Source organism: Lentzea sp. NPDC055074 (assembly GCF_053608005.1).
Genome location: NZ_JBSGUQ010000015.1, coordinates 154,688 through 181,064, shown reverse-complemented (window position 1 = coordinate 181,064; position 26,377 = coordinate 154,688). Strand labels below are relative to the sequence as shown.

Sequence of the window (26,377 nt, the reverse complement as noted above, 5' to 3'; positions counted from 1 at the left end):
GCCTACCGCGTGACCGCCTGCCCGGCCTCGAACGGTCCGCCGGGCAGGAACGCGTACCGGGCGAAGCGCTCACCGATCAGCTCGTGCGTCGCCGTGTCCGGGTGCAGCGCGTCCGGCAGCGGGTGCGTCAAGGCGTCCTGCTCGCCGTACAGGCGGATGCCGTCCAGGAAGTGGAGGTTCGGGTCCTCCGCGCGGCGTTCGGCCAGCGACGCCAGCGCCTCGCGGATGATCCGCAACGTCAGCTGCGGCGCGTCCCCGTGCGGTCCGGTGGCGGTGAAGACGACCTCGCCCGCCGCGAGTGCGTCCAGGTCCATCCCGCCCGGCCCCGGCGTGTCCTCGTAGATGCCGCAGAAGATCGGCGACATCAGCACCAGCGGCGTGCGGGGGTGGCCGTCGCGGATCGTGTCGAGGAAGCCGTGCACGGCAGGCACGAACGCCCGCAGCCGCATGACGTCGAAGTTCACGACGTTGATGCCGAACTTGACGCTGACGAGGTCGGCGGGGAGGTCCCGCATCACCCGCGCGACGAACGGGTCGACCAGCGCGCTGCCGCCGAACCCGAGGTTGTGCAGGTCGACCCCGCCGCGGCGGGCGGCGACGGCGGGCCAGGTGCGGGCCGGGGTGGCCGCGTTGGAGCCGTTGCTGATCGAACTGCCGTGGTGCAGCCAGATCCGCCGGTTCTGGTCGGCCGGCCGCACCGGGGCGTCCGTGCGCAGGGCGATCAGGTCCACCATCTCGTTGTGGGGCAACCAGATCTCGACGAGCTTGTCGCCGGGCGCCAACGTGAACCGCGCGGTGAACGCCGGCCCCTCGTGGAACTCGCGTTCGCCGGTCATCATGTCGAGCTCGGCGTGGTCGCCGCCGTCGAGAAGCTCGCTCGCGACCAGCTCACCGTCGACCACCAGGTCGACGCTGCCCCGCGGCCGTGCGACGCCGCGGTAGGAGACGGACCCGGGGCGCAGGACCAGCTCGATCGCCCGGGCCTCGGTCGCCATCACCACGCGCACCCCGGACGGCCTGCTCTCCGCGCCCATCAGCTGCGGGTCGGGGAAGCGCTCCCGCACCCAGGCGGGCAGGCGGTGCGGCCGGACGCCGCGCGCCACGGCCTCCAGTTCGGCGGCGCCGCGGACGAGCGCCTCGGTCAAAGGTGTCGTGATCATGTCCCCACAATGCTCGCACCTGTGCGGGCGGCGCGCTCGACACCCCAGTCGTACAGGGCCTGGAGCGCGGGGCCTAGGCTCCGGCCCTCCTCGGTCAGCGAGTACTGGACGTGCGGCGGCATCTCGGTCCTCGCCACGAGGCCCGAGTCCTGCAGTTCACGGAGCCGCTGCACGAACATCTTCTCGCTGATGCCCGGCACCTTGCGGCGCAGTTCGCCGTAGTGGTGCGGACGTTCCTTGAGATGGGCCAGGATCACCGTGCGCCACTTGCCGCCGATGACGTCGAGAGCCAGCTCGACCGGACAGTGGTACATGGGGTGCTCCTCACCAAAAAGTGCGTACTTGCCGGGCTTTTCGCGCGCTGCTGGAGTGGACGCCATGATCAACGACGACCAGTCGACACCTTCTCTCTACACCTGGGCCGGCGGCGCGGAGGCGCTGTCACGGCTGACCGAGGCGTTCTACCGCAAGGTCGCGGACGACGCACTGCTCGCGCCGGTGTTCGCCGGCATGGACCCCGGCCACGCGCGGTACGTGGCTCTGTGGCTCGGCGAGGTGTTCGGCGGACCGGCCGCGTACAGCGAGGAACGCGGCGGTTACGAGTTCATGCTCTCCCAGCACCTCGGGCGGGCGATCACCGAACCGCAGCGCCGCCGCTGGCTCGATCTGATCATGGACGCGGCCGACGACGTGGGGTTGCCGGACGACCCGGAGTTCCGCGCCGCGTTCGTGTCCTACCTGGAGTGGGGCACCCGGCTCGCGGTGGCGAACTCCGCTCCGGACGCCAGGCCGTTCCACCGGGCGCCGGTGCCGAAGTGGGGCTGGGGCGTGGCGCCTCCCACACGGCCCTGACAAACACGGGACCGCCGTGAGACAGTTCGTCCAGAAGTTGACACTTCGTTCAGAACTGGAGGTCAGCGTGCCGAATGACACCGCGGACGCCGTGTTCGCCGCGCTCACCCCCGTGATCGACGGCATCGTGGCGACGTTCGGGCGCAGCTGCGAGGTGGTGCTGCACGACTACCGCGACCAGGAACGGTCCGTCGTCGCGGTCGCCGGGTCGGTCACCGGGCGCGTGCCCGGCGACGCGATGAGCGAGATCGGGCTGCGGGTGCTCGGCGCGGGTGCCGACGCCCGCAACGAGGTCGGCTACCTCACCCGCGCGCAGGACGGGCGGGTGCTCAAGTGCACGACGCTGCCGTTGCGCGACGTCGACGGCACGCTGATCGGCGCGCTCTGCATCAACATCGACGTGTCGGCCATCAACCGGGCCACCGGCGTGCTCTCCGACCTCCTCGGGCTGACTCCCGTCGAGGAGATCAGCGCGACGACGAACTTCTCCGGCGACCTGGACCAGGTGGTCGAGTCGCTGATCGCACGGGCCGAGCGCGCGCACGCCGTCCCCGTGGCCGCGCTGGGCCGCGACGAACGGCTGGTGCTCGTGCGCTCGCTGAACGACGCCGGGGTGTTCAGCTTGCGCGGCGCGCCCGCCCGCATCGCGAAGCGCCTCGGCATCTCCCGCACCGGCCTCTACAACGACCTCGCCGAACTGAAGAAGGACACACCGTGACGACGTTCATCAGTGAGGCCGAATCGGCGAGGCTCGTCGACGACGAACTGGCCCTGGAGGCCGCGAGGGAGGCGTTCCTCGCCACCGGGACGGGAACGACGTTCCCCGTGGTGATCGGGCACTCCTCGGTGCCGCACAACAGGTTCACCCTGAAGTCCGGTTCCGCGGGCGACCTGGCCGGCGTGAAGATCGGCAGCTTCTGGCCGGGCAACACGGACCTGCCCCGCCACAGCTCGACGATCGTGCTGCTCGACCCGGCCACCGGACGGCTCAGCGCCGTCGTCGAGGCCGCGGCCGCCAACGCCTACCGCACCGCCGCCGCCGACGCGCTGGCCGTCAGCGCGCTGGCCCGCGAGGACTCCCGCACGCTGACCATCATCGGCACCGGACACCAGGCCCTGCACGAGGTGCGCGCCGTCAGCCGGGTGCGACCGGTCGAACGCGTGCTCGTCGTCGGTCGCCGTGCCGACGCGGCACAGGAGTTCGCCGCCGCCGTGACCGAGCGGACCGGCCTGCCCGCCGAACCCGTCGACGCGCAGGCCGGAGTCGCCGCCGCGGACGTGCTCGTCACCGCCACCACCTCCCGCGCGCCGCTGTTCGACGCGGGCTGGGTCGCGCCGGGCACGCACGTCTCCGCGATGGGCGCCGACGGCCCGGGCAAGCAGGAACTGCCCGTGGAGTTGTACGAGCGCGCCTCGCTGTTCTGCGACCTGCCGGAGCAGTCGCGCGCGATCGGCGAGTTCCAGCACGCCTCGACCGTGCCCGTCGCACTCGGAGCCGTTCTGGCCGGGGACGCCACCGGCCGGACGTCGCCCGAGGAGATCACGGTCTTCGACAGCTCCGGCTTCGCCCTGCAGGACCTCACCCTCGCCGCCGCCCTGCTGCGCCGCAAGACGTCAGGAGTCTCCGAGTGACCACTGTGGACACGCCGTTCGCCGTGCTCGACACCGACCGGCTCGACCGCAACGCGGCCCGGCTGCGCGACCACCTCGCCACGCTCGGTGTGCCGCTTCGGTTGCACGTCAAGACGTCCAAGTCCGTCGAGGTCGCCCGGCGCGTGCACGAGGACGGGCCGATCACCGTGTCGACGCTCGCCGAGGCCGAGCACTTCGCCTGCGCGGGCTACCGGGACGTCCTCTACGCCGTCGGCATCGCCCCGCACAAGCTCCCGCGCGTCGCCGCCCTCCTGCGCCGCGGCGTGACCCTGACCGTCCTGCTCGACTCGCTCGCACAAGCCGAGGCCGTGACCTCTTTCGCACGCGAGGAGAACCTCCGCGTACCGGCGTTGGTCGAGATCGACTGCGACCGCCACCGCGGCGGTGTCGCGGCCACCGATCCCGCCCTCGCGGAGATCGGACGGGCGCTCGGCGACAACCTCGCCGGTGTCCTCACCCACGCGGGCGAGTCCTACTTCGCCTACACGCCAGAGGCTTTGCGGCAAGCCGCCCAGAACGAACGCGACGTCGCCGTCGCAGCCGCCACCGCGCTGCGCGCCGCCGGTCTGCGCTGCGAGATCGTGAGCGTCGGCTCCACTCCCACGGCTCACGCGGCGACCGACCTGAGCGGCGTCACCGAGGTCCGTGCGGGCAACTACGTGTTCTTCGACCTCGTCATGGCGGGCATCGGCGTCTGCACCACCGACGACCTCGCCCTCACCGTGGCGGTCACGGTGATCGGCCACCAGCCCGACAGGAACCAGGTGATCACCGACGGCGGCTGGATGGCCACCTCGCGGGACCGCGGCACGCAGGCGCAGGCCGTCGACCAGGGCTACGGCCTCGTCGCGGACGTCGACGGCCGGCTGGTCCCCGGACTCGTCATGACGGGCGCCAGCCAGGAACACGGCGTGCTGAGCACGCGGGACGGCGAACCGGTGCCGGACCTGCCGATCGGCACCCGCCTGCGGATCCTGCCGAACCACGCCTGTGCCACGGCCGCGCAGCACGACCGGTACCACCTCGTGAGCGGCGAGGTCTGGACCCGCCACCGCGGCTGGTGACGGTCTAAAGGCCCTCCAGCCAGGCGTGGCCGGGTGCACGCGTTGCAGCCACTCCCCCAGCCGCGCACGCCGCCGCGGTTCGAGCAGGGGCAGCACGCCGTCGAAGTCCTGCTGGTCCTTGGGCCGCACGTGCGCAGCTTTGAAGAGCAGCACCACCTCCGGTGCGAGGAACGGGATCCGGTCCGCCGTGCGTTCGACGATCGCGTCGTACGGCAGCCGGATGCCCTCGTCCCGCCGGCAGATCCACGTGCCACCGTCGTGCGGCTCGCGGAACACGTCGCACACCCAGCCGCCGGTCGCCGGGTCGCGCAGCCACGTCTGGTGCGTCGCCGCCAGCACGGCGGCGTCCGCGTCGAACCAGACGCGGCCCGCCGACGCGACGTCGAGGACGTGGCCGGGGAAGCGGTCGCGGATCTCCGCGAACCCCGCGGCGGGCACGGCGATCTCCAGATCATCGTGCGGGCGGGACTGCTTCCCTCGGAACAGGTCCAGCGCCCAGCCCGCCGCGACGTACCAGGGAGTGCCCACCCCGGCGAGCCGCCGAGCGATCTCGCCGGGGTGCCACGCGGTCGCCCAGCGGGCCTCCAGTTCCGCCTCGCCGAGCACGACACCGTTCGCCACGATCAGGACGATCGCACGTACTGCACGGTCCCCGCGCTCGTTCTGAGGGTCAGGGTCGCGTCGGCGACGGAGAAAGTCGCCTTCGTCGCCGAGCCACCGGACGGGTGCGTTGTGAGCTGGTCGCCCTGCACCTTGAAAGTGCCGCTCGCCGTTGCTCCGCCGTCCCGCTCACTTCGGTACGTGCCGTTCTCGTCGAACGTCAGCGTCTCGAAGATGTCGTCCAGGCCCATCCACGAGCCGGCCAGGGTGAGCGTGCCGCCGCTGATCGACCAGTCCTCCGTCGCGGACTTGCCGTCGGTGCCGGTGAACGTGATCCGCGACCCCCGCACCGCCGCGTGCCGCGCCAGTCGAACGTGGCTCCCAACTGGCGAAACCCGCCGTCTGCCGCCAGCACGAGCTCCAGCTTGCCGGACCTGCTCGTGCGCGCGCTCCACTCGCCCACCAGGCCGGCGGGCAGCGGGGAGGCCGGCGGAGGGGTCGTGGTGGTCGGGTCGGCGACCTCGGAAGCACTGGTCGGAGCGGTGGTGGTGGTCGTCGGCTGCGGCCGGTGGCTTGGCGGCGCTCACCTCAGGCGGGCGCGCACCAGGTTCGGGTCCTTCGCCGTGAGGTAGGCGGCGCTCGGCACGTAGACGTCGCGGCCGCGCAGGACGACCGTGGTCGGTCCCTGCAGGCCGTCGGTCTCGGTCAGCACGACGGTGTGCGTGCCGTCGGGCCTGACCAGCGCCACCTGGTTGACGGTGTCCAGCGCGGCGATGATCTCGGTGCCGCGGCCGGTGAAGGCGAAGTCGTCGATGCCGGCCAGGCCGGTGGCGACCACCTTCGGACGACCTGCGGTTCCGTTGCCCCGCACCGGGATGCGCACGATCGTCCCGCGGTCGAGGTTGGTCACCCACACCGCGCCGTCCCGCAGGCGCAGGCCGTTCGCGCCGAGGAACCCGGCGGGCGCGAGCTCCTGGTCCGACGACCAGACCGTGGCGGTGCCACCGGCCGTGGGCACCTGCCAGACCGCGCCGCTGGAGTCCGCGACGTAGAGGGTGCGGTGGTCGAGCGCGATGCCGTTCGGGAGGCTGGTGGCGGGCAGTGCGGCGATGCGTCGCGGGGTGCCGCCGGGGCGCAGGCTCCACACGCCGGTGAGGTCCGCGGTGCCGGTGGCGTAGGCGAAGTACAGGGTGCCGTCGGGGGCTCGGTCGATGCCGACGGTCAGCGGGAAGCCGAGCGCGGGCGTGTTCACCCCGCCGTCCGCGGGTGCGGGCAGCGTGGCGAGGATCCTGACGCGGCCACCCGGCGTGATCTCGGCGATCTGGCGGGCCTTGGCGAACGTCACGTAGGCCGTGCCGTCCGGGGCGAACACCATGCTCTCGGGCGTCTGCCCCTTGCCCAGGTCGAAGTGCTGGACGATCTGCGCCGCGCACAACGGGTACGTGGCGGCGGACGCCGGGAGCGGGAGGAGGGTGGTCGCGGCCAGGACGGCGGCGACGAGGGTCTTGCGGGCGTGCTTCGCGGACATGCTTTCCTCACTGTTTTCGGGCATGCGGCAGCGCCGCGCCCTTCTGGGTGCGTTCGAGGGGTCAGGCCGTGGCCTGGGCGAGCAGTGCGAGTGCGGTGTGCGACGACGAGCCCGGTCGCGCGGTGGCCACGACGACGCTCGGGCCCAGGCCGTTGGTCAGGGTCTGCTGCGTGACGGTCAGCGGACCGACGAGCGGGTGCCGCATCTCGTAGACGGCCGTGGCGCAGGCTTTGACGCGGTGGTCGGCCCACATCGAGGCGAACTCGGTGCTCTTCGCGCTCAGTTCTCCGACCAGTTCGTGCAGGGTGGCGTCGTCCGGGTGCAGGCCGACGACGAGGCGCAGGTTCCCGACCACCGCCCTGGCCTTGCTCGGCCAGTCCGCGTACAGCTCGCGGGTGTGCGGGTCGAGGAACACCAGCCGCGCCATGTTGGGCCGGTCCGCCTTCTCCTGCACGGCGGCGAGGTCGAGGTGACCGGCGAACAGCGCGTGCCCGAGTCCGTTCCACGCCAGCACGTCGCTGCGCCGGCCCAGCACGACGGCGGGAACACCCGCCAGCGCGTCGAGCAGCTGGCCGGTCGCCTCGTCGACGCGTTCGGGCGCTCTGCGCACCCGTGCCCGCTTCGGCGGCGTGGCCAGGACGTGGAGGTGCTGCCGCTCGGACTCGTCCAGCCGCAACGCCGTGGCGAGCGCGTCCAGCACCTCGGGCGAGGCGCTCGTCGAGTGCCCCTGTTCGAGCCTCGTGTAGTAGGAGCTGCTCACGCCGGCGAGCCGGGCCAGTTCGTCGCGGCGCAGACCGGGTACGCGGCGGCGTTCGTCGTACGTCCGCACGCCGACGTCCTCGGGACGGAGCTGCGAGCGCCGCGTCCTGAGGAACTCTCCGAGGCGTGCGGTGTCGTTCATGGATTCGAGTATGTGCCCGATCCGGACGCCTTACCTGCCCCTGCCGGGGATACGCAGAGCCGGGGATGGCTCAGGCCCCGGACGCCCGGTCGGATGGTGCTGCCGAACAACTTCTGCCCCGAGGACCTCACCATGAACCTGTCCGAGTTGGCCTTCACCCGTCAGGCATGGGTCGACGCCGCTCCCGACGACGTCTACCGGCTCGTCAGCGACGTGTCCGCGATCGGCCGCTGGAGCCCGAACGCGAGCGACGTCGTCTACGACGAGGGCGCGGGCCCCGAGGTCGGCGCGTGGTTCAGCGGCCACAACCGCAAGGACGGCAAGGAGTGGACCAGCCGCTCTCAGGTCGTGAGAGCCGACCCCGGCGCCGCCTTCGCCTTCGTGGTCGGCGGTGCCGAGGACGGCATCGTCGAGTGGAGCTGGACCCTGCGCGCCCAGGGCCGCGGCACCGTGGCGCGGCAGTCGTGGCGGCTGCTGCGCACCGACCCCGTCCTCGGTGCCGACCTGGCCGGGTTGCGCGACTACATGGCCGCGAGCGCCGAGACCACGCTGACCGCGCTCGCCGAATGGCTCGCGGGCGGCGGGTCGCGGACTTCGTGATCCCGGCCGGTCGAACCGCGTGAAACGCCGACATGGACCCGAACGACAGGAGAGAGGCGGTATCCGGAACCACAGGGGGAACTGAATGGGCTGGCGGCCCTCGCAGAACACGGTACTCGTGCTCTCGGTCGTCGTGACGGTCATGGTGGGGCTGGCGGCCAACGTCGCCACCGACACCGTGCCGGACATGGAGTCGTGGAGGGCGGTCGCGATCTGGGTCGTGCTGGGCGTGCTCACCGCGTCCGTCGTGGCGCTGGAGGTCGCGAAGGCGCGGCGGTCGGTCTCGGCCGGCTCGTTGCGCGAGGCCGAGGAGTTCCTGGCCGTGGCCGTGCGCCGTGAGTGGGCGGACGAGGCGTTGCGGCGCGGGGTGTTCGACCCCGCGCCCCTGCCCGTCCGGTTCCACGTCACCCGGCGCGCGGAGATCAGCGACCACCCCGCGTCGGTGCTCCGGGACGAGAGCCTGCGCTCCCTGCCCGCGAACGCGCGTCCGCGGCTGACCGGGGACGTCACCGGGGTGCTGGCCGCGTTCCGCTCGATCCCGGCCCGGCGGCTCGTCGTGCTCGGTGAGGCCGGGTCGGGCAAGAGCGTGCTGGCGATGCTGCTGACGAAGGCGCTGGTGGAGGACCGCGACCCCGCCGAACCCGTGCCGGTCCTGGTGCCGCTGGCGTCGTGGGATCCGGCCGTTCACCTGCACACGTGGTTGCAGAGGCATCTGGCGCAAGACCACCCGGCGCTGGTCGAGAAGTTCGGCCAGGACGTCGTCGCGAGGCTCGTGGACGAGCAGCGGGTCCTCCCGGTCCTCGACGGCCTCGACGAGCTCGGGCCCGCCGTCCGCGCCGACGCGCTCCGGAAGATCAACCAGGCACTCGCGGACTCCCGTGCGCACGTCGTGATCACGTGCCGTGCCGACGAGTTCGCGCAGGCCGTGAAAGCCTGTGAGAACACGGTGTCCGGCGCCGTGGTGGTGGAGCTGGAACCCGTGCCGCGCGAGACGGCGCTGACGTTCCTCGGCGGCCGCGCGGAGACGGACCGCTGGCACAGGGTGGCCGAGAGGATCACCGCCGACGAGGACGGACCGCTGGCCCGCGCGCTCGGCAACCCGCTCGTGATCGGACTCGCCCAGGCCGTCTACCGGCCCGGGTCTCCGGAGGATCCCGGCGACCTGGTGGCCGCCGCCGACCCCCGCGCCGTTCTGCTCGAGGGGTTCGTCGAGGGCGCCTACCGCGCCGACATCCCCACCGCCGGGCCCGCGGCACGCCGGTGGTCACCGGCCTCCGCGCAACGCTGGCTGTCGTTCCTCGCGACCCAGGTCGCCGCGACGGACACCAAGCACCTCGCCTGGTGGCAGCTGCGTGACCGGGTGCCCCGCGCGGTCCGGGTCGCGCTCGTGGCGCTGGCCTGCGCCGCCGTCCTGCTCCCGGTGTTCAGCCCGGACTTCGTCGCGATCGTCGCCGCGGTCTGCGCGCTGGGCGTCGGAATCCCGCGCCACGGCCCGGAACCGGTGCTCGCGCAGGTCCACTTCGGATGCAACCGGCGCCTGCTCGAGCTCGTCCTGGTCGGCCTCGGGCTGGGCGTGCTGGCCGGAGGGGTGACCCGGAGCTTCGCCGGGGTGGCGATCGGCGGGGCCGTCGGCGTCGCGGCCGGTGTGCTGGCCGGATCGGTGACCTACAAGGACCCGGACAGCGCGATCACCGCCGAGACCGCCCTGCGAGCCGACCGGGCGAGCAGCGTGCGAACGGGCTGGATCCTCGCCACCGCGGCCGGGCTGGCCGTGTGGACGGTGTCACCGGACCGTCCGGTCGTCGCACTGGTGTCGGCGGTGCTGGTGTTCTTCCTGCGCTGGATCGCCCTCGCGACGGCGTTCGTCTACGTCGCCGGCCGCCAGCTCGCGTTCCAGGTCTGGATCGGGTTCGGCACCGAGGCCGCGGTGGTGGTGACGCTGGGGATCGCCGCCGGTGTCGCGGCACTGGTGTGGCTGATGGCGTCGCGCCCCAACGCACTGGCCATGACCGCGTGGACGCAGTGGCTCGTGCTGACCCGTCTCTGGTACCCGCTCACCGGCAGGCTTCCCTGGGCGCTGCCGGCGTTCCTCGCCGACGCGCACCGCCGCGGCGTGCTGCACCAGGACGGCCCCCGCTACCGGTTCCGCCACTTCGCCCTGCTCGACCACCTCGCCACGACCCCGGAGCGCGATCACCCGTGAGAACCCTCCTGATCACCGGCATCCTGTCGATCGTCCTCGGCGTCGCCGCCGCCGTGGTCAGCACCAGCCACTACTCCATCGCCGCGGAGGCCATGGACCGGTCCGAGCGCAACGCGGCCATGGCGCAGGACGCGCTCCGCGCCTCGTCGCAGTACGAGGAGTCCGACCCGAGGAAGGACGAGGAGCTGCAGAAGGCGGGGAGGTACGTCTCCTACGCCGAGAGCGACCTGGACTCCCACAACGAGAACGTCGACCTGGCGGCCGTGCTGACCGTCGTGTCGATCGCCGCCGTCCTGACCGGCGCGATCCTCCTCGTGGTGCGGAACCGGCGCCGGACCCGGCAGGACGCTCCGCGAGGGGTGGAACCGTCCACCGCGGACTGACCACAGGACGCGGTGGCGACGCGATCGGCACGGCGAGCGCCGGAAAGTCTCTTGCGCGGCCTGCTACGGTCTTCTCGATGATCACCAACTCGAGCAGATCGGGGGTCACGTTCACCGAAGGTGAGTGCTGATGCACCACTCGACCGTGAACGGACAGTCCCGCCTCACCTTCTGGTCGCACGTGCGCGAGTTCGCCGTGCCGGCATCGATGATCGAGTCCGCGACCGCCCGCCGTCAGGCCGGCGACTGGTCGGCAGCCTGTGCCGCCGCGCGGGTCGACGTCGACATCCCCCTCCGCGGCCTGGTCCGCACCCACGGCAGGCCGCTCGCGGACGTGGTCCGCGCCGACCTGCGTCACCTGGCACCGGACCTGCTCCGGTGGCACTTCCCGCGGATCAGGCCCGACGGCCTGCTGCGGCCCGGTCTGACCGTCTCCCTCGCCCGCTACCGCCTCGACGGCGGCGACGTGCACCTCGTCGCCCGCACACCGCCGGCCTGGGCTGACGCGGGGCAACGGATCAGCCTCGCGCTGTGGGAGCGCTCCGGGTCGCTCTGCAGGGCGGGCGGGCATCCTCACCCGCGGCCCGACCGGCGTTTCCGGCTCGACCTGCACCGTCACCTCTGGGACGCGCGCAGGACCTCGGAGCTGCGAGAACGGTGCGGCGTCGAGCAGTTCGACGCGTCGGACGGCCTCGCCACGCACCGGTGGGCGGCCGAGGCCGAGCTGCTGCTCCGCGCCGAGGGACGTGCGGACAGCGCCGTGGTCGTCCGGCTCGGTTCCCGGCGCCGGATCGTGCTCGGCCCGGACTCGTCGGCGGCCACCGCCTCCCGGCGCACCAGCGCTCTGCCGGTCCTGCCGGACGCGGCCACGTGGGTGCTGCCCGACCTGGAGCTGTGGCACGCCGGCGCGATCGACGCCGACCGGCTGCACCCCCTCGTCAGGTCCGCACTGCTTCCGGACCACCCGGCTGGACCGCCGCGAAGTCCCGGCGGCACAAGGGATCCGCGGCTCGTCGACTGCCGTGGCAGCACGCACCGGATCGGCGTGGTCGACGGGGTGCTCACCCCGCTCGACCACGACGCCGACGACCTCCGCCGCGAGGCACTGCTGGTCGCGCTGGGCGGGCGGGGACTCCCCTGCCTGCAGGCGATCGACGCCGTACACCGGCATCCGGAGGACCTCGACGACGTCCGCGCCCGGCTGGACCACGGCGACGTGGCCGGTGCCCTGGCGGTCGTCGAGGACCTGCTCGGACCCGACGCGCCGCTGCTCAGCGGACCGTTGCGCGACGAGCTGGTGACGGCGGCCGAGCGCAAGGTCGTGCACGGGCTGTACCGGGCGGAACTCCACGACGTCCGCGCACTCCCACCCGCCGGGGACTGCCTCCACACGGGCACCCGTGCCCGTCGCAACGCGGCCTTCCGCCGCCCCTGACTCACTTTCCCTTCGGCCGGAGCACGGCCCACGACTTGACCCGAGGCGAGAAGAAGCATGCCTGAAATGACTGTCCACAATGGAGTGTCAACCGTTCGCCGGCTCGACGTGGCCGCCGATCTGCTCGCCCTGCTCGGCGACACGGCCACCGAGCCGCGGGCCGACCCCCAGCTCGAAGCCCTGATGCTGGCCGTGTCCGCCGACCTGCCAGTACTGCTGTGGGGTGTGCCGGGAATCGGGAAGACCGCGGCCCTCACCCAGCTCGCCGACACCCTCGAACTGCCGCTGACCACGGTGATCGCCAGCGTCCACGAGCCCTCGGACTTCTCCGGGCTCCCGGTGGTCGGGGACGACCCGGCGACCCGGGGCGTCCCGATGGCGCCACCCGACTGGGCGGTCCGCCTGGTCGAGGCCGGACGCGGTCTGCTGTTCCTGGACGAGCTGTCGACCGCACCGCCGGCCGTCCAGGCAGCGTTGCTGCGCGTCGTCCTCGAACGCCGGGTGGGCGCCCTGAAACTGCCGCCGGGCGTGCGGATCGTGGCGGCCGCGAACCCGCGGTCCTCGGCCGCCGACGGCTGGGAGCTGAGCCCGCCGCTCGCGAACCGGTTCGTCCATCTCCAGTGGACGTTCGACCACGAGGTCGTGGTGCGCGGGCTGGGCGGGACCTGGCCGGTCGCCGCGCTTCCCCCGCTGGCCCCGCACCGGCTGACGGACGCGGTGGCGTTCGCGCGCCGCGCTGTGTGCGAACTGCTGGCCGCGCGGCCGAACCTCGTGCACCAGATGCCCAAGAACGAGACGCTGCGCGGCGGTGCCTGGCCTTCCCCGCGCAGCTGGGAGATGGCGTTGCGGCTGATCGCGTTCGCGACCGCGGCGGACACCTCCCGCGACGTGCTGTCGATGCTGGTGCGCGGCACGGTGGGCGACGGTCCCGGACTGGAGCTGCTGGCGAGCCTCGACCGGATGGACCTGCCGGACCCCGAGGACCTGCTCGCGGACCCGGCGTCCGCGGTGCTGCCCGAACGCGGCGACCTGCGGCAGGTCGTGCTCGACGGGGTGGTCGCGGCGGTGCGCAACCGGCCGGACGAGGCCCGCTGGCAGGCGGCGTGGACCCTGCTGACCCTCGCCGTCGAGACCGGCGCCCCGGATCTGGTGGTGGTCCCGGCGGCGACGCTCGCCTCGTTTCGCCAGGAGGACTGGGAGGTGCCCGCGGAGATCGAACTGCTGGCCGGTGCCGTGTCGCTGTCGCAGCGGGCGGACCGCACCGCGGCCCTGTCGGGTGCCCGCCGATGACGGCGGGAACCCTGGACGAGGAGAAGCTGTTCGCCGCCCGGCTGTACGCGGTGCGGTGCCAGCCGTACCTGGCGACGGCGTTGTTCGCGCTGAAAGTGGTGGAGTCCAGGCACGTTCCGACGATGGCCGTGGACCGGCACTGGCGCTGTTACGTCTCCCCCGCGTTCGTCGACAGGAGACCGGTGGAGGAGCTCGCCGGGATCTGGGTGCACGAGGTCTCCCACCTGATCCGCGACCACCACGGCCGCGGCGACCGGTTCGGGGCGCGGCACGAACTGTCCGGGCCGGGCGAACGGCTGCGGATGAACATCGCGGCGGACTGCGAGATCAACGACGACGTCTTCGGCGAGGGCCTGGTGTGCCCGAAGGACGCGGTGCGCCCGGCGGACCTCAGGCTGACGCCGGGACAGCTGATGGAGGACTATCTGCGGCAGTTCCGGCTCGGCCCGCACACCAACGCGTTCGCCTGGCTCGACTGCGGCAGCGGTGCCGACGGTCTGGAACGCGCGTGGGACCTCGGGCCGGACGGCGCGCAGGTGCTCACCGCGCAGGAGCAGGACGCCGTCCGGTTCCGCGTGGCGCAGAGCATCAAGGGCCATCCCGGCTCCGTCCCGCAGGGCTGGTTGCGCTGGGCGGAGGAGGTGTTCCACCCGCCGCAGCCGTGGCGGGTGCTGCTGGGAGCGGCGGTCCGGTCGGCCGTCTCCGGTCCTGGTGTGGGCGAGGACTACACCTACGGCCGGCCTTCGCGCAGGTCTGCCGGTGTCCCGAAGGTGATCATGCCGAGCCTGCGGCGCCGGCCGCCGCGGGTCGTCGTCATCGTCGACACGTCCGGCTCGGTGAGCGACACCGAGCTGGGCAGCGCGATCCTGGAGATCGCCGAGATCGTCCGCGCCGTCGGCGGGCGGCGTGACCTCGTCTCGGTGGTGTCGTGCGACGCCGCCGCCCACGTCACCGGTCCGCTGTGCCGGGCGGAGGGAATCCCGTTGGTGGGCGGGGGCGGCACGGACCTGCGCGAGGGATTCGCCAAGGCCCTGCACTCCCGTCCCGACGTCGTGGTCGTCCTGACCGACGGCCAGACGCCCTGGCCCGAGGCGGCGCCTTCCTGCCGGACGGTGGTGGGCCTGTTCCCGCGGCCGTCCCAGGTCGACGAGGACGATCCCGACTACCGGCCGGACGCTCCGCCGTCGTGGGCGAGGGTGGTGACCATCGGCTGACCGCGTCGTGAACGGAAAGCCATTTCCGGCGATTTCTCAGTTCCGCAACAGATATCCCAATCGAACGCCAAGACAAATATTCTCCATGCCTTCTTCCGCGTGACGAACGTATAGTCGCCGCCATGGCAGCACCTGCGCCGAGGCGTCTTATCGTCGCATTCATCGTGGTTTTCACCGTCTTTTCCCAGGCCGGGGTGCACGGGCCCGTTCGCGCCGCCACGACGTCCGCCGAGTTCGTCCGCACCACCGCCGAGCGCGGGTCCTGCCTGCGCCCCTCCCCCGCCCGCCGGCGATTCGAGCCCTGCCCGGATCGTCGGCGAGTGGGTCTGCACCGAGATGCGCCACCGCTTCTCGGCCGACGGCCGGTACGCGTCCCGGGAAGCAATGGAACACAACGTGCCCGCGGGCCGGTTCGTCTTTCGCCGCACCCAAGAAGGCACCTACACGCGGCCGGTGACAGGCTGGAACTGACACCGGAGAAGTCCGTCCGGACCAGGGAGATGCCGGAGGACCCGGCGGGCGACCACACCGACCAGCCCGAGCCGCTGGAACCCCGGAGCTTCACCTTCCGCGCCGACCTCGACTCGCTGCACCTGCACGAGTCCGGCCCGCACGGCGTCACCGTGGTCATCGGCGGAATGGTGGTCGTCGTCCCGTCCGTGACGCCCGTGCCGGTGCCGCCGCACTGGGACCACGGCGAACGACTGTCCCGGGTGGACCTGATGGGCGTTGGCACGCGGTTCCGGGCGGCAGCGGTGGCGACGACCTCGGCGGCGTTGCGCGAGGTGCTGCTGGACGCGGCCGAGCGGCTGTTCGTGACCGCCGGGGAGAGGCTCTGAGCCCTACCGGACGGACCATCGGACTCGATCGGACATCGAGTTGCCGGAGGCGTCGACGTCGCATCCTTTCCGAGCCTCCGTCTTGCAGGCGCAACGAGAACAGAATTCCTTTCTCAGTCACTTGCCAAGACGGTCGAGCAAAGCTCGAACCCGGGGTACCCGACGATCCTGCAGGCCCTCGAAGATCAGCAACGCGGAGACCCACACCTCATGTGGATCTTCCCCGAGATCTCGCAACGTCTCCCCGAGGCGTTCCAACGTGCAGGCCTCGTTCCAGGCATCTCCAGCCGCTCGTTGAACAGCCAGCGCGCGCTCCAGGCTCTGTCGTGAGGACATGAGCTCCCCGAGCGCGCGTTGCACAACTCCTTCGTTGCGCAACGCCGATCCCGCGCCGCGCACATCACCCAGTTCTTCGAACAACTCACGGCACCGCCGGAAAGCATCCAATGCCTCACGATCACGTCCCAGGTCCCGGTAGACCAAGCCTTGGTTGCGCAGCGTCCACGCCTCGCCTCCCAGATCCGCGCCGGAGCGCCAGACCTCGAGTGCGCGCTCGGAAAACCTGAGGGACGTCTCATAGCTCGCCAGGTCACGGTGCACGTCTCCGAGCTTCATGAGGGACGATCCGACACCCCAGGCGTCGCCGAGGTGCTCGAACGCGGCGAGTGCCTCAGCGAGAAGTGCGGCACCCGCTTCGAAATCACCCTGGTCACGGCGGACGGTTCCCAGATCCAGCAACATCAGGCCGATCCCCAGCTCGTCCCGGCAAAGTCGGGCACAAGCGAGTCCGGTCTCCAGCATCTCTCCCCAGGCGCCGAATGCCTTGCGCAGGTCGAAGTACGCCCACAACGTTCCCGCCAACCGCCAGGCGAGTTCCGGAGATCCGAGAATCGACGCCTGCCTCACCGCTGCAAGCAGGTTCTCGCGCTCGTCGTCCAGCCACGTCAACGCACTGTCGTAGTCCTCGAACTCTCGTGATCGAGGTTCTGCCTTGAACGGAGGACGAACCGATCGGATGACCTCACAAGCACCACCCGCGACAGCTCGATAGCGTTGAACGAGTCGCTGCACAGCCGCCTCTCGCTCAGCCGCTGTGCACTCGGTCGTCACCCTTTCCAGCGCGTACAACCGCAGCAGGTCATGAAACTGGTATCGGTTCCGGGCACCGTGTTCGACCAGGTGCGCTGCCACGAGTGAGGCGAGGGACCGGCGTGTGCCCGCAATCGGGCGGTCAGCGACAGCGGCCGCGGTCGCCGCGTCGAAATGCGGGCCGCCGTGCAAGCCCAACAAGCGAAACATCCTCGCGGGTTCAGCCGCTAGCGCCTCGTACGACCACGAGAACGCAGTCCGCACCGCCGACGAGTCATCTTCGGAAACGAGTTCCCCCAGCCTCGAGTTTTCTGCAGCCAGGTCGTCCACGATCTCGCTCAGCGGAAGGTACGGCGACACAACGAGTCGTTGCGACACGATCCGCAAGGCGAGGGGAAGTCCGCCGCAGAGTTCAGACAGCCGCGCGAGCTCCGAATCCGTGTGGCTGTCGCGGCGAGTGCTGACCACCATCGTCAGCATGAGGGCGCCGTTCGAGCGCGACAGTGGACGCACTTCGATGGACTCCGCCCCGTCTTCGGCCACCATGCCCGGCATCACGCCGCGTCCCGTCACCACGACCAGACTCGGCGGTGCGGCCGGCAGCAGCGGCCGAACCTGCTCGGGTGAGCGAGCGTTGTCGAGCAGGAGCAACATCGTCCGATCGACGAGCAGCGACCGGAAAAGTCCTGCTTTGCCGTCGAGCACTGACGGGATCCGATCAGGCGGGATGTCGAGCGCAGTGAGGAAGTCGTCCAACACTGAACTGGGATTCGCAGGGGCGTTGTACCGGTCGAAACCGCCGAGATTGACGTAAAGCTGTCCGTCGGGGAAGTCTGCCTTGACCCTGTGCGCCCAACGCACCACCAGCGCGGTCTTGCCGACTCCCGGTGGCCCGGTCACCAGGCACACCGTGCTTCGCCTGCCGACGAGGGCGTCCAGCGCACGTAGTTCCTGTTCGCGACCGCTGAACGCGGTGATGTCGTGAGGAAGCTGGTGAGGAGTTGGCAGCGACCCGCCACCGTGAAGATGCACTCCGCCGTGCACCGTACCCGCCTGCACGATCTTCTCGATCCGTCCTTTGGCAATGTTGTGCGTGACGTCCCCGGTGCTCACAACGCCTCTGCCCGGCGCAACGCTGAGACTGATTTCAGCAGCTGGTCATGGGCAGCCAGGAGGGCCAATGCCCTCTTGGGTCCCGGTATCTCGTGCCGATAGGTCCCTCTTAGCAGGTACACCGACAACGCCGCGTGCCACTCCCACACGTGCGCGTCGAAGTTCTCCTGCAACGGCGGACAGATCTCTCGCAGGTGCTCCACGATCCACTTGAGACCCGCCAGCGCCGCGCTCGTCGCCGGCGTACGTGAAGCGGCGGTGAGGTCAGGCGACAGGTCACCGACAGCATCGACCAGTCTCCGCCACGAACCGATGCCCGTGAAGAACATCGACTCTGCTCCCGTGTCGACCACCCGCAGAACCAGGTCCACAGCCAGACGTGCGACGTCGGTCGCCCAATGTGCCGGGCCGAACTCACTGAAGTCGATCAGCGCCGGAGCAGGGTGCTTCCCGTCGTACAGAAGGATGTTGCCACCGTGCAGATCACCGTGTGCGTAGGTGAGAAAGCACGTCGCGGGTACCTGCCGGGTCAGGACGCCTGTCATCCGTCGTTCTGTCACGAACGCACTGAGATCCGCCCGCAGCTTTGTCGCCTCACCGATACCCCCACCCTCTGGCCGGACCAAGCACGGAACGAGCTCCTCGATCGCGTACAAAATGAGCCGCTGCTTGTAATGCTTGAAGTCCAGGAAGTCCAGCGGTTGTTCGCGCACCTGCTCAAGAGTGTCGCGGTACATCGGCCCCAGACACAGGGCGAACAACGCCTCGAACAGCTCCTCCACCTGAGTGGGCGCGGGGCCGCTGGCTAGCCACTGTCTCAGCGTCACCACCTTCTGGTCACGGGGAGCGCCCGTCGCGTACCAGCCGTTGATCGGCCCCACCGGGCGGTCGGGGTGAATCGGAACCAAGAAGCGAGACGGTAAAGACTGCCTCGCGAGCAGTGCCTTGTCCGTCTCGGTCTGCAGGGCGCTCAGCGCGCGGCTCACCTTGAGCACGTGGTGGACCGTCTGACCCCGCTTGAGCCGAGCGACGGTCTCGCACACCGACGCACCCGAAGCCCCCGGCGCCAGGTAGCGCACCTCGATCGTGGTCGCCAAGTCCTTCGTCGCATCCAGCACTTGCTGGTGCAGGAGAGGCAACGTGGCTTCGCCGATGTCGAACAGGAACGACTGCACGGATGGATCGTGGCGGTCCGCGGTAACGGGAATCTCCCGGACCGACCCGTTCTCCAGCAGGTGCTTCCGGATGTCACGAGCGATGACCGCAGGGTGCTTGTCCTTCGAGTCGGTGGTGAACTCGCGTCGGCGCAGCACTCTGTGGGCGCCCGCCTGTTCCGCTTCGGAGAACAGATCCGGCCTGTTCTTGTCTCCGCTGCTGATCACGAGCACGAAGGCGTTGGGAGAGTTCTGCCTCGCGAGCTCGACGAGCTCGTGTCCGCGCACCTCCTCGTACTCCATGTCGGGACGTTCGAAGAGCAGGTCGATGACCACCAGGTCGAACCCGTCGCGACGGGAAAGCGACCGGAAAGCCTCGTCCGGATCGGTCAGCTTCTCCCAGTCCACCATCCACTCCAGCTGGTGGAGATAGGTGTCCAGCCTGTTCACGACGTTGCTCAAGTTCAGCTTCGAGTCGTCGACGATCAATCCTCGGATGGTTTGGGTCATCACACTCCTCGCCAGAGCGCAAATGTCACCTTCGTGGTGAAAGACCAAACGCCGCGGTCGCTCGGCATGCCTTCCAGTGAACCGCCGAACGGTCGCAGCTTCTCGTTGAGCGCCCGCATTCCGTGGCCCGCCGGTAGCCGCGGGCGGGTGCCGCTGTTGCGCACCACCAGGTCGACGAGCCCGTCGCGCACACCGTGTTCCACCTCGAGGTTCACCACCTGCCCAGGCTGAGAATGCCGGCTCAGGTTGTTCAGCACGTGTTCGAGAATGTTGTCCAGCAGGGGAACCGGGCAGAAGACCCGGTTGCCCATGCCCGCCGCTGGGTTCACCACAGAGAGCCCGGGGTGCTTGGGCCTCAGGATCCGCTCAACGCTCTCAGCAGGCTCTGCGGGCATCGAGCGCACCAGCTCGACCACAGGGGCCGAGGTGGTTCCGCTCACGTGCGGTGCCATGAACATCTGGTGCCACCAAAGGAGTTTCGCGTGCAGCTTCGCTCGTTTGGCACTCCACTCCTCGTTCGCGTTGTCCCACGGGAGCTCCTCGAGTTCGTGCAGCAGGTCCTCGACCTCACGCAACTCCCGCACCCCGCTCCCTTCGGCGATGGCCAGCACGTTGCGCTGTTCCTGCAATCCGAGCCGGTCGCCCACGTAGTCACCCGCGAGAACCTCGGTCAGTGCCGACAGACTCACCATGACCCGTTCACGCAACTGGGTGGCGCACCGCTCCCAGTCCGCAGCAGCTTCCGCGATCCGGTGCGACGGCGCCGGCCTGACGACGAGGTCCTCGACAAAATCCCGGACCCGCAGAACCGTTGCCTCCATGCTGTGGGTCTCCACGTGACGCTGGAAGTCCTCTTGCAGCAGGTACCAGGCTTCCTGTGCGCTGCGTGGCTTGCGCTTCGTCTGCGCGTCCAGCACCGCGATGAGCTGCTTGAGCACTCTGAGGTACTTGCGCACGACCGAGTCGTGCTCGTCGAGCATGCTCTCCAGTGTGTTGCGGCATCGCTGAAGGCACAGCCGCATCTCGTCGAGGTCCACCGGCGAGTCGGCGGCGGAGCGATCCAGGATTCGGTGGCACTCCAGCAGCAGGTGGTTGATCAAAACCGGTTCGTCGATCGTCCGGGCGATGAGTCTCGGCAGCAGGCGCACGAGCTCGCCCGGCGCCGACGCGACCATCACCATCACCGCCTGAGCGCGCAGCCACGGTGACGTTGTCGGAGGTTGCCGAAGTACGACCGTGCAGATCCGTGCGAGCAGGTCACGGGCCTCCTCAAAACGCAGCGGAGGAAGCTTCAACCACTGTTCCTCGGCGGCAGCGAGGCGCAAGAGGTTCCTGCGGGTCCATCTCAGGCCGTCGAGACTGGCTGCGTCACGACTCTCCAGGAGCTTCAGCCGCTCCATCACCTCTTGCCTTGCCTCGGTGACACGCAGCGCGCGCACGAACAGGCCTCGCCAACGCAGGTAGTCAGCGAGGTCATGGCTATTGACCGGGACGTTGAACACGTCGGCGGCAGGAGAGGAGAAGACCTGCTTACGACTGCGGACCCTGGTTCTCTCACGCAGTTGTTTGGCATGTTCACGCAAGGCGGAAGGCGCGTTCTCGATGATGATCGCTGCCCGGCGCCGCATCTCACACAGGGAGCAGTTCTGCGCCGAGACGCCTCCGAGGCTGCTCGTTGCGAGGAACCGCACCTGGGTGGGCACCATCGGCCCGAACACGCCGGACCGTGTCGATTGCGTGGCCCCGATCCCGCGCAACGCGTCGGCTTCTTGATCGTCGAGCTGGTTCAGCAGGACCAGTACCAGGATCGCGGTCGCCCCCGACTCGGTCGCCAGCCTGATCATCTGGTTCAGCGAGGTAGAACTCTGGGTTCCCCAGTCCACGACGATCACCGTGCCGGGTGCGGGACGCACGTCGAGGCTCGCCGGAAACGTCCAGCGAACACCCGCCATCGCACGAGGGACCGCTCTGAGCGCGTCTACCTCACGACCGTCTGCCGTCAGCACGTCGCTCACGAGTTGCGCGAGCAGTGCGGCGTAGTCGACCTCTGGACCGGGATACCAGATCTGACACTCACCGAAGGGGTCCGCGGTCTGAGTGCCGTTGCTCCACAGCTGGACGACCTCCCCGATGGCCGAGCGCACGACCTCGCGCAGCTGGGACGCGATCGCCGGTTGTTTGAACAAGCTCGCGAACTGGAGGTAGGCACTGAAGTGCCGTGTTCCGGGCACCCTCTCCACGTGCCCCAAGCGAAGCCAGTCGGCTTCGCGGCACCAGTCGAGGACTGTCTCCTCGTCTATCAAGGTCCGACCGGTCGTCTGGGGGGCTACCCGCACCGGGTCCAGCAGCAGTGGGTCGATGTCGACAGGATCTGACCGCTCGTCGCCACCAGCAGCGAGGTCTGCCGCCACCAGCGACAGGACTGGGATGTCCCGGTTGAACATCCGGATGGGCTTGCGATCGCTACGACTGTCCACAACGCACACGATCGCGACGGGCACGGCACCCTTGTTCACCACTGCGGTCACCGCTCTGCGCACGGCGTTCTCCGAGGACACGATGTCGGTGCACAACACCACGTTCGCGTGGTGTGGCACCTGGTCGCTCACCTGAATGCCCTCGAGGTCGAGCTCGCCCGGCATCTCGTAGAACCTGCCACCGACCGACAGGCACTCGCTGAGCAGTCTCGAGATGCTTTCGACCGCGGCGGCGACACGTGCGACCGCCATCGGATCACCAGAGCGAGCCGGCAGCACCACGCACTCCTCGACCTGACGAGCGAGCAGCCAGGCCGTGAGCTCGGTTCCGATCGTCGCCGCGACCAGAGGATCTGCCGAGATCCACCGGTTAGTGCGACGCAACGTCGGGGTGCGGAAGTGTCCCACTGCCACACCGGCACCGCCGTGGCCCACCTGCTCCGCCAGTTTCACCGCCGCCCACTCCCGCGTCGCGCGGACCACGTCCGCCGCTGATACGCGGAGCAGTGTTTCGGTCTCCCCAGCGGAGATCAGATGTGCGTGCGCTGCCAACCCTGCGGCGAGATCGTCCAGAGAACCACCGCCGTCCTTCCACGCTCGCTCCACCAGCTCCGCCGTCAGCACGCCCCCTGCAGCGGTCAGGGCGTCCAGCACGTTCCGCATCGGACTTGGGCCACCACACCAGTGCGGTGGCCCAGCCGCGCCCAGCACGAGCACAGGACTCGTGTCCTCAGCCCTGGTGGCGTTGACGCCCGCAACGGTCAGATCGACGATCTGCGGATCTGCGTCGGGAAACAGGACCGCGACAAACCTGAGTGGCGGTTCCTGCGCCAAATCGACCACGCGTGTAAGCGCCATGCTCATCGCGCCGTCAGGTAGCCAGGCACGAGCGCTTCGCACCGGAACCGTGAGAACGACACCCTCCGTGTCTTCCGCACCGTGTGCGATCTTGGCGAGGCGAAGATCGTTGTGACCGAGCCCGTGCTCGGTGTCGAACTTGCACGCCAGCACACCCAGCCGAGCGGCTTCACCAAGGCTGGAACGACCTAGCCACGGCGCATGTTCGGCACGAGGCGCAGTCTCCGCGATCGGCAGAGTGACCTCCACCAACGTGCCAGGAGCCGTCGCCGGAAGGTAGCTCTGCACGTCGGGGGCACCGGGCAGCGCGTACACCTTGCCGGCGATGATGCCCGCCGTGCTCACCTGAACAGTGCCCCGGTAGCCGCGGACGAGGTGAGCCACCCGCCAAAGCCCGTTCGCCTCGCGCCGGTGACCATCTGTGGCGGTGAGCCTGCCGTCGAACGTCGCGAGCACGACGCGGTTCGCCGCCTCCCTCGTGGCTTCGTCGCCCGTCTGCCTCCTCACCAGGCCTTGCCCGCTGTCGCCCACGACGAGGTCGAGGACGTACCTGCCGGTCCCCTGGCGCAGCAGGTCGATGAGCGGATCGGCGGCAGGCGGCAACTGCGTCTGCCGGGACGCGTACAGCCAGTCCCCCACCAGCACACCCGCTACCAGGGCGTGGGGGACTTCCAGACGATCGGTCCCGGCGTGCCGGTCGACGTTGTCGAACAACTCAGTCATCAGGGCATGGCCAACAGCTCTCGAGTCCGCCGCCGACAACCCGATGTCCAGCAACCGCCGGGTGGCGCTCTTGAACATCTGTTCAACGTCATGATCTCGGCTCAGCCAGCGGAACGGCACGATACGACGCGGCCGGAACTCTTCTCCGTCCAACCTGGACGCCAGGTCGAACGCGTGGTCGTAGTTTCCTGTCGACTCGGCCGCGTTGTCATGGGTCCCGTCCGCGTCCGTGACCTCCACAGCACCGGAAGGCCAGTGCGCTGCATGCAGGGCCTTCGTGAACCCCACGTCACTCATGAATGCGAGCGCTTCCGCCCGGGCGCGGGCTTTTCTCGCCCAACGGCGCTCAACCGAACCGTCGGTCACCTCGACTGCAAACGGTTCGATGCCCGCCGCCTCGTGCGGCCCGTTCGGCAGCATCACGGTCACCGGAACACCGTCCCGGACGGCGGCATCCAACAGGAGCAACGCCCGCGCCAAAGCACCGAGGTAGGCGAACTCCACCACGCTGAAATCGAGGTGAATACCCTCGTACAACGCTTCGTCGCTCCATGATCCGTCGTTGTTCAGCGGGCCGTCGTCGACGCCGAGGTTGCGTTCCCACGACTCGACGGTCAAGAACTCAGGTAGACGGATCGTGCTCATCCATCGAGTATCTACAGCGTTCGCACTCCGTCGAACTATTTCACTCGTACGCGCGCCCGACAAATGGACGAGTTCCACGAATTCGTGACATTAAGTGGACATTTCCCAAAACAGGACCAGCGTTCCGCGACACATTCGGACCATTTTTCAGGGCGACATCGTGCGGCCGTATACGCCGAGCTGACGATCTCGGCGGCCCACGCTCGACCGCTGCACGGCCGGCTCCTCACGAGGGACCTGGCGACCGCACTGGGTTGCTTCGCGCACATCTCCGCCGATTACCCGCTCCGAAGACACCACGTGCGGCGCGGCAGGCGGTCAACCCATCTCGCCCTTGGCCCATCGCCACCGGGCTGGCACAACGACCTCCACGACACGCCAGGCGATCCGAGAGCCAACGCGATCGAGGTCATTGAGTGACGAGGTGATCATCGGCACTGCACGGTATTGACGACGAGCCAGCAATCGCGTGTAAATTTCACCTTCGCTCAAGAACGGCACGAGCTAAGACTCAACTACGTTCCTTGCACCCGACCCGGTCGGCCCGAAGCAACCCTCCGCCCACTGCCTGAAGCTCGTGAGCGGCAGACCCAGCGCCTCGGCATACTCCGGACGGCCCGCCATCCCGGTCTCGTTCATCCGGTCGTGCCCGGCGGCCATCTCGGGCATCCCGGCGGCGCGGGCCTCGTCCAGGGTCAGGTCCGGTGCATTGAGACGGACGCCGAGCGCGTCGGAGAGCACCTCGGCGATCTCGGCCATCGACAGGTGGTCGCTCGCGAGCTCCAGCTCGACGCGGTCGAACCGGCCGGGGTCGGCGACGGCGGCGGCGACCGCCGTGCCGATGTCCTGGACGGCGACCAGCGAGAGGCGGGTGGTGGGTTTGAGCAAGCTGACCAGACCTCCCTCGACGCCGCGCGGGAACAGGAAGGCCGACGAGGGCAGGAAGTTCTCCATGAAGAAGCCCGGCTTGAGCAACGTCCACCGCTCGAAGCCGGCGGCGCGGAGGTGGTCCTGGATGGCGGCCTTGGCGTTCATGGAGGCCGCTCGCACCGGGTAGAGCTCGTCCACGGTGTGCGCGCCGGCGCCGTCGACTGTGGTCTGGATGAACTGCGGGACGCCGGACTCCCGTGCGGCGTCGATCAGGTTCCTCGCCTGGGCGACCTCGCCCTCGAAGTCGAAGCCGTCGGCGGTGAACTCGGGCATCTGCACGGAGAACACGGCGCCGGCGCCCTTGGTCGCGGCGAGCAGCGAGGCGCGGTCGCGCAGGTCACCGACGACGAGTTCCACGCCCAGTGAGGTGGCTCGGTCGGGATCGCGGACCAACGCGCGCACGGGGACGCCTGCGGCCTTCAACGCTTCCAAGGCGGCACCTCCCTGCTTGCCGGTGGCTCCGGTGACCAGAACTGGCTCGGACATGGCTCTCCTCGGGGGACTCGACACAAAACGGCGGGGGCCGCCGTTTTGGTGTTCGCTACGATATGGCGGGCCCCGCCGTTTATCAACCCCGAGGTGTGCCATGACCGATCGCCAGCGCGCCGACGCCCGGCGCAACCACGGGCGGATCCTCGCCGTCGCCGAGCAGGAGGTCGCCGTGCACGGCGCCGCGGCCTCGCTCGAGCAGATCGCCCGGGTGGCCGGGGTCGGGTCGGCGACGGTGCGACGGCACTTCCCCACCCGTCAGGCGTTGCTGGAAGCCGTGCTGGGGCACCGGATCGAGGTGCTGTGCGACCGGGCCCGGGAGCTGGCCGGGACGGGCGACGGGCGGGAGGCGCTGCTCACGTGGCTGGGCGAGCTCGTCTCGTACTGCGTGACGGCGAAGGGGCTCGCGACGGCGCTGGCGTTCGAGGGCGATCCGGTGGACGGGAACTCCTGCGCGTCGACGATCGGCGAGGCCGCCGAGCCGTTGCTGCGCCGGGCGGTGGCGGACGGGGCGGTCGCGGCGGACGTCACGGCCGCCGAGCTCGTGACGTTGATCGTCGGCATCGTGACGGTGACGGAGCACCACCGGGATCCGGCGGGGTCGGCCGAGCGGTTGTTCGCGCTGGCGGTGGCCGGGATCAGCCCGCTCACAGCTCCCTGACCGGCT

General features: G+C 69.9%; 21 protein-coding genes and 1 pseudogene. 12 read left to right on the top strand and 10 right to left on the bottom strand.

What is annotated here, in order from left to right:
- Positions 1 to 2: 2 nt before the first annotated feature.
- Positions 3 to 1,160: a GDSL-type esterase/lipase family protein gene (locus ACWF7A_RS30240; RefSeq protein ID WP_452253894.1), complete on the bottom strand. Its 1,158-nt coding sequence runs from the start codon at positions 1,158 to 1,160 to the stop codon at positions 3 to 5.
- Complete coding sequence (locus ACWF7A_RS30235) at positions 1,157 to 1,474, bottom strand: winged helix-turn-helix transcriptional regulator (RefSeq protein ID WP_452253893.1); 318 nt, start codon at positions 1,472 to 1,474, stop codon at positions 1,157 to 1,159. The genes ACWF7A_RS30240 and ACWF7A_RS30235 overlap by 4 nt, the downstream gene beginning before the upstream one ends.
- Positions 1,475 to 1,538: 64 nt before the next feature.
- Here ACWF7A_RS30235 and ACWF7A_RS30230 point away from each other — a divergent pair, with 64 nt between their 5' ends.
- The 4 genes from ACWF7A_RS30230 (at position 1,539) to ACWF7A_RS30215 (ending at position 4,729) form a co-directional block, all read left to right on the top strand.
- Positions 1,539 to 2,012: a group II truncated hemoglobin gene (locus ACWF7A_RS30230; protein ID WP_452253892.1), complete on the top strand. Its 474-nt coding sequence runs from the start codon at positions 1,539 to 1,541 to the stop codon at positions 2,010 to 2,012.
- Positions 2,013 to 2,079: 67 nt separating this feature from the next.
- Positions 2,080 to 2,730 carry a helix-turn-helix transcriptional regulator gene (locus ACWF7A_RS30225; protein ID WP_452253891.1) on the top strand — a complete coding sequence of 217 codons (651 nt, stop codon included), beginning with the start codon at positions 2,080 to 2,082 and terminating at the stop codon, positions 2,728 to 2,730.
- The gene (locus ACWF7A_RS30220) at positions 2,727 to 3,644 is read left to right on the top strand and encodes an ornithine cyclodeaminase family protein (RefSeq protein ID WP_452253890.1); all 918 of its coding nucleotides are present in this window, start codon (positions 2,727 to 2,729) and stop codon (positions 3,642 to 3,644) included. Before ACWF7A_RS30225 ends, ACWF7A_RS30220 begins: the two co-directional genes overlap by 4 nt.
- Positions 3,641 to 4,729 (top strand): alanine racemase, encoded by a 1,089-nt coding sequence (locus tag ACWF7A_RS30215; protein WP_452253889.1) that lies wholly within the window; start codon positions 3,641 to 3,643, stop codon positions 4,727 to 4,729. The genes ACWF7A_RS30220 and ACWF7A_RS30215 overlap by 4 nt, the downstream gene beginning before the upstream one ends.
- 438 nt (positions 4,730 to 5,167) lie before the next feature.
- Here ACWF7A_RS30215 and ACWF7A_RS30210 read toward each other — a convergent pair.
- The 4 genes and pseudogenes from ACWF7A_RS30210 to ACWF7A_RS30195 all read right to left on the bottom strand — a co-directional run.
- Positions 5,168 to 5,257: pseudogene (locus tag ACWF7A_RS30210) on the bottom strand (nucleotidyltransferase domain-containing protein); the annotation flags it as partial.
- A 95-nt stretch (positions 5,258 to 5,352) separates the two neighbouring features.
- Positions 5,353 to 5,679, bottom strand: coding sequence for a DUF5640 domain-containing protein (locus tag ACWF7A_RS30205; protein WP_452253888.1), 327 nt, complete (start codon positions 5,677 to 5,679; stop codon positions 5,353 to 5,355).
- A 233-nt stretch (positions 5,680 to 5,912) separates the two neighbouring features.
- Positions 5,913 to 6,857: an SMP-30/gluconolactonase/LRE family protein gene (locus ACWF7A_RS30200; protein WP_452253887.1), complete on the bottom strand. Its 945-nt coding sequence runs from the start codon at positions 6,855 to 6,857 to the stop codon at positions 5,913 to 5,915.
- A gap of 61 nt (positions 6,858 to 6,918) precedes the next feature.
- Positions 6,919 to 7,758 (bottom strand): helix-turn-helix domain-containing protein, encoded by an 840-nt coding sequence (locus tag ACWF7A_RS30195; RefSeq protein WP_452253886.1) that lies wholly within the window; start codon positions 7,756 to 7,758, stop codon positions 6,919 to 6,921.
- A 93-nt stretch (positions 7,759 to 7,851) separates the two neighbouring features.
- On the opposite strand from ACWF7A_RS30195, the gene ACWF7A_RS30190 reads away from it, so the two are divergent.
- From ACWF7A_RS30190 to ACWF7A_RS30160, 7 genes are all read left to right on the top strand, one after another.
- Positions 7,852 to 8,358, top strand: coding sequence for an SRPBCC family protein (locus ACWF7A_RS30190; protein WP_452253885.1), 507 nt, complete (start codon positions 7,852 to 7,854; stop codon positions 8,356 to 8,358).
- A gap of 85 nt (positions 8,359 to 8,443) precedes the next feature.
- Positions 8,444 to 10,561 carry an NACHT domain-containing protein gene (locus tag ACWF7A_RS30185; RefSeq protein WP_452253884.1) on the top strand — a complete coding sequence of 706 codons (2,118 nt, stop codon included), beginning with the start codon at positions 8,444 to 8,446 and terminating at the stop codon, positions 10,559 to 10,561.
- Positions 10,558 to 10,944: a hypothetical protein gene (locus tag ACWF7A_RS30180; protein ID WP_452253883.1), complete on the top strand. Its 387-nt coding sequence runs from the start codon at positions 10,558 to 10,560 to the stop codon at positions 10,942 to 10,944. The genes ACWF7A_RS30185 and ACWF7A_RS30180 overlap by 4 nt, the downstream gene beginning before the upstream one ends.
- 130 nt (positions 10,945 to 11,074) lie before the next feature.
- A complete protein-coding gene (locus ACWF7A_RS30175) occupies positions 11,075 to 12,379 on the top strand; it encodes a hypothetical protein (RefSeq protein ID WP_452253882.1) in 1,305 nt (434 codons plus the stop codon).
- 84 nt (positions 12,380 to 12,463) lie between these two features.
- Entirely contained in the window at positions 12,464 to 13,669 is a 1,206-nt protein-coding gene (locus ACWF7A_RS30170) for an AAA family ATPase (protein WP_452253881.1), read from the top strand.
- Positions 13,666 to 14,883, top strand: coding sequence for a vWA domain-containing protein (locus ACWF7A_RS30165; RefSeq protein WP_452253880.1), 1,218 nt, complete (start codon positions 13,666 to 13,668; stop codon positions 14,881 to 14,883). Before ACWF7A_RS30170 ends, ACWF7A_RS30165 begins: the two co-directional genes overlap by 4 nt.
- Positions 14,884 to 15,383: 500 nt before the next feature.
- Entirely contained in the window at positions 15,384 to 15,722 is a 339-nt protein-coding gene (locus ACWF7A_RS30160; RefSeq protein ID WP_452253879.1) for a hypothetical protein, read from the top strand.
- A gap of 117 nt (positions 15,723 to 15,839) precedes the next feature.
- On the opposite strand, the gene ACWF7A_RS30155 is transcribed toward ACWF7A_RS30160, so the two are convergent.
- From ACWF7A_RS30155 to ACWF7A_RS30140, 4 genes are all read right to left on the bottom strand, one after another.
- Entirely contained in the window at positions 15,840 to 17,924 is a 2,085-nt protein-coding gene (locus tag ACWF7A_RS30155) for an ATP-binding protein (RefSeq protein ID WP_452253878.1), read from the bottom strand.
- Entirely contained in the window at positions 17,921 to 19,636 is a 1,716-nt protein-coding gene (locus ACWF7A_RS30150) for a phosphotransferase (protein WP_452253877.1), read from the bottom strand. Before ACWF7A_RS30150 ends, ACWF7A_RS30155 begins: the two co-directional genes overlap by 4 nt.
- A complete protein-coding gene (locus ACWF7A_RS30145; RefSeq protein ID WP_452253876.1) occupies positions 19,588 to 24,291 on the bottom strand; it encodes a hypothetical protein in 4,704 nt (1,567 codons plus the stop codon). Before ACWF7A_RS30145 ends, ACWF7A_RS30150 begins: the two co-directional genes overlap by 49 nt.
- A 504-nt stretch (positions 24,292 to 24,795) precedes the next feature.
- A complete protein-coding gene (locus ACWF7A_RS30140; protein WP_452253875.1) occupies positions 24,796 to 25,707 on the bottom strand; it encodes an NmrA family NAD(P)-binding protein in 912 nt (303 codons plus the stop codon).
- Between the two features lie 100 nt (positions 25,708 to 25,807).
- On the opposite strand from ACWF7A_RS30140, the gene ACWF7A_RS30135 reads away from it, so the two are divergent.
- Positions 25,808 to 26,371: a TetR/AcrR family transcriptional regulator gene (locus ACWF7A_RS30135; protein WP_452253874.1), complete on the top strand. Its 564-nt coding sequence runs from the start codon at positions 25,808 to 25,810 to the stop codon at positions 26,369 to 26,371.
- Positions 26,372 to 26,377: the final 6 nt, after the last annotated feature.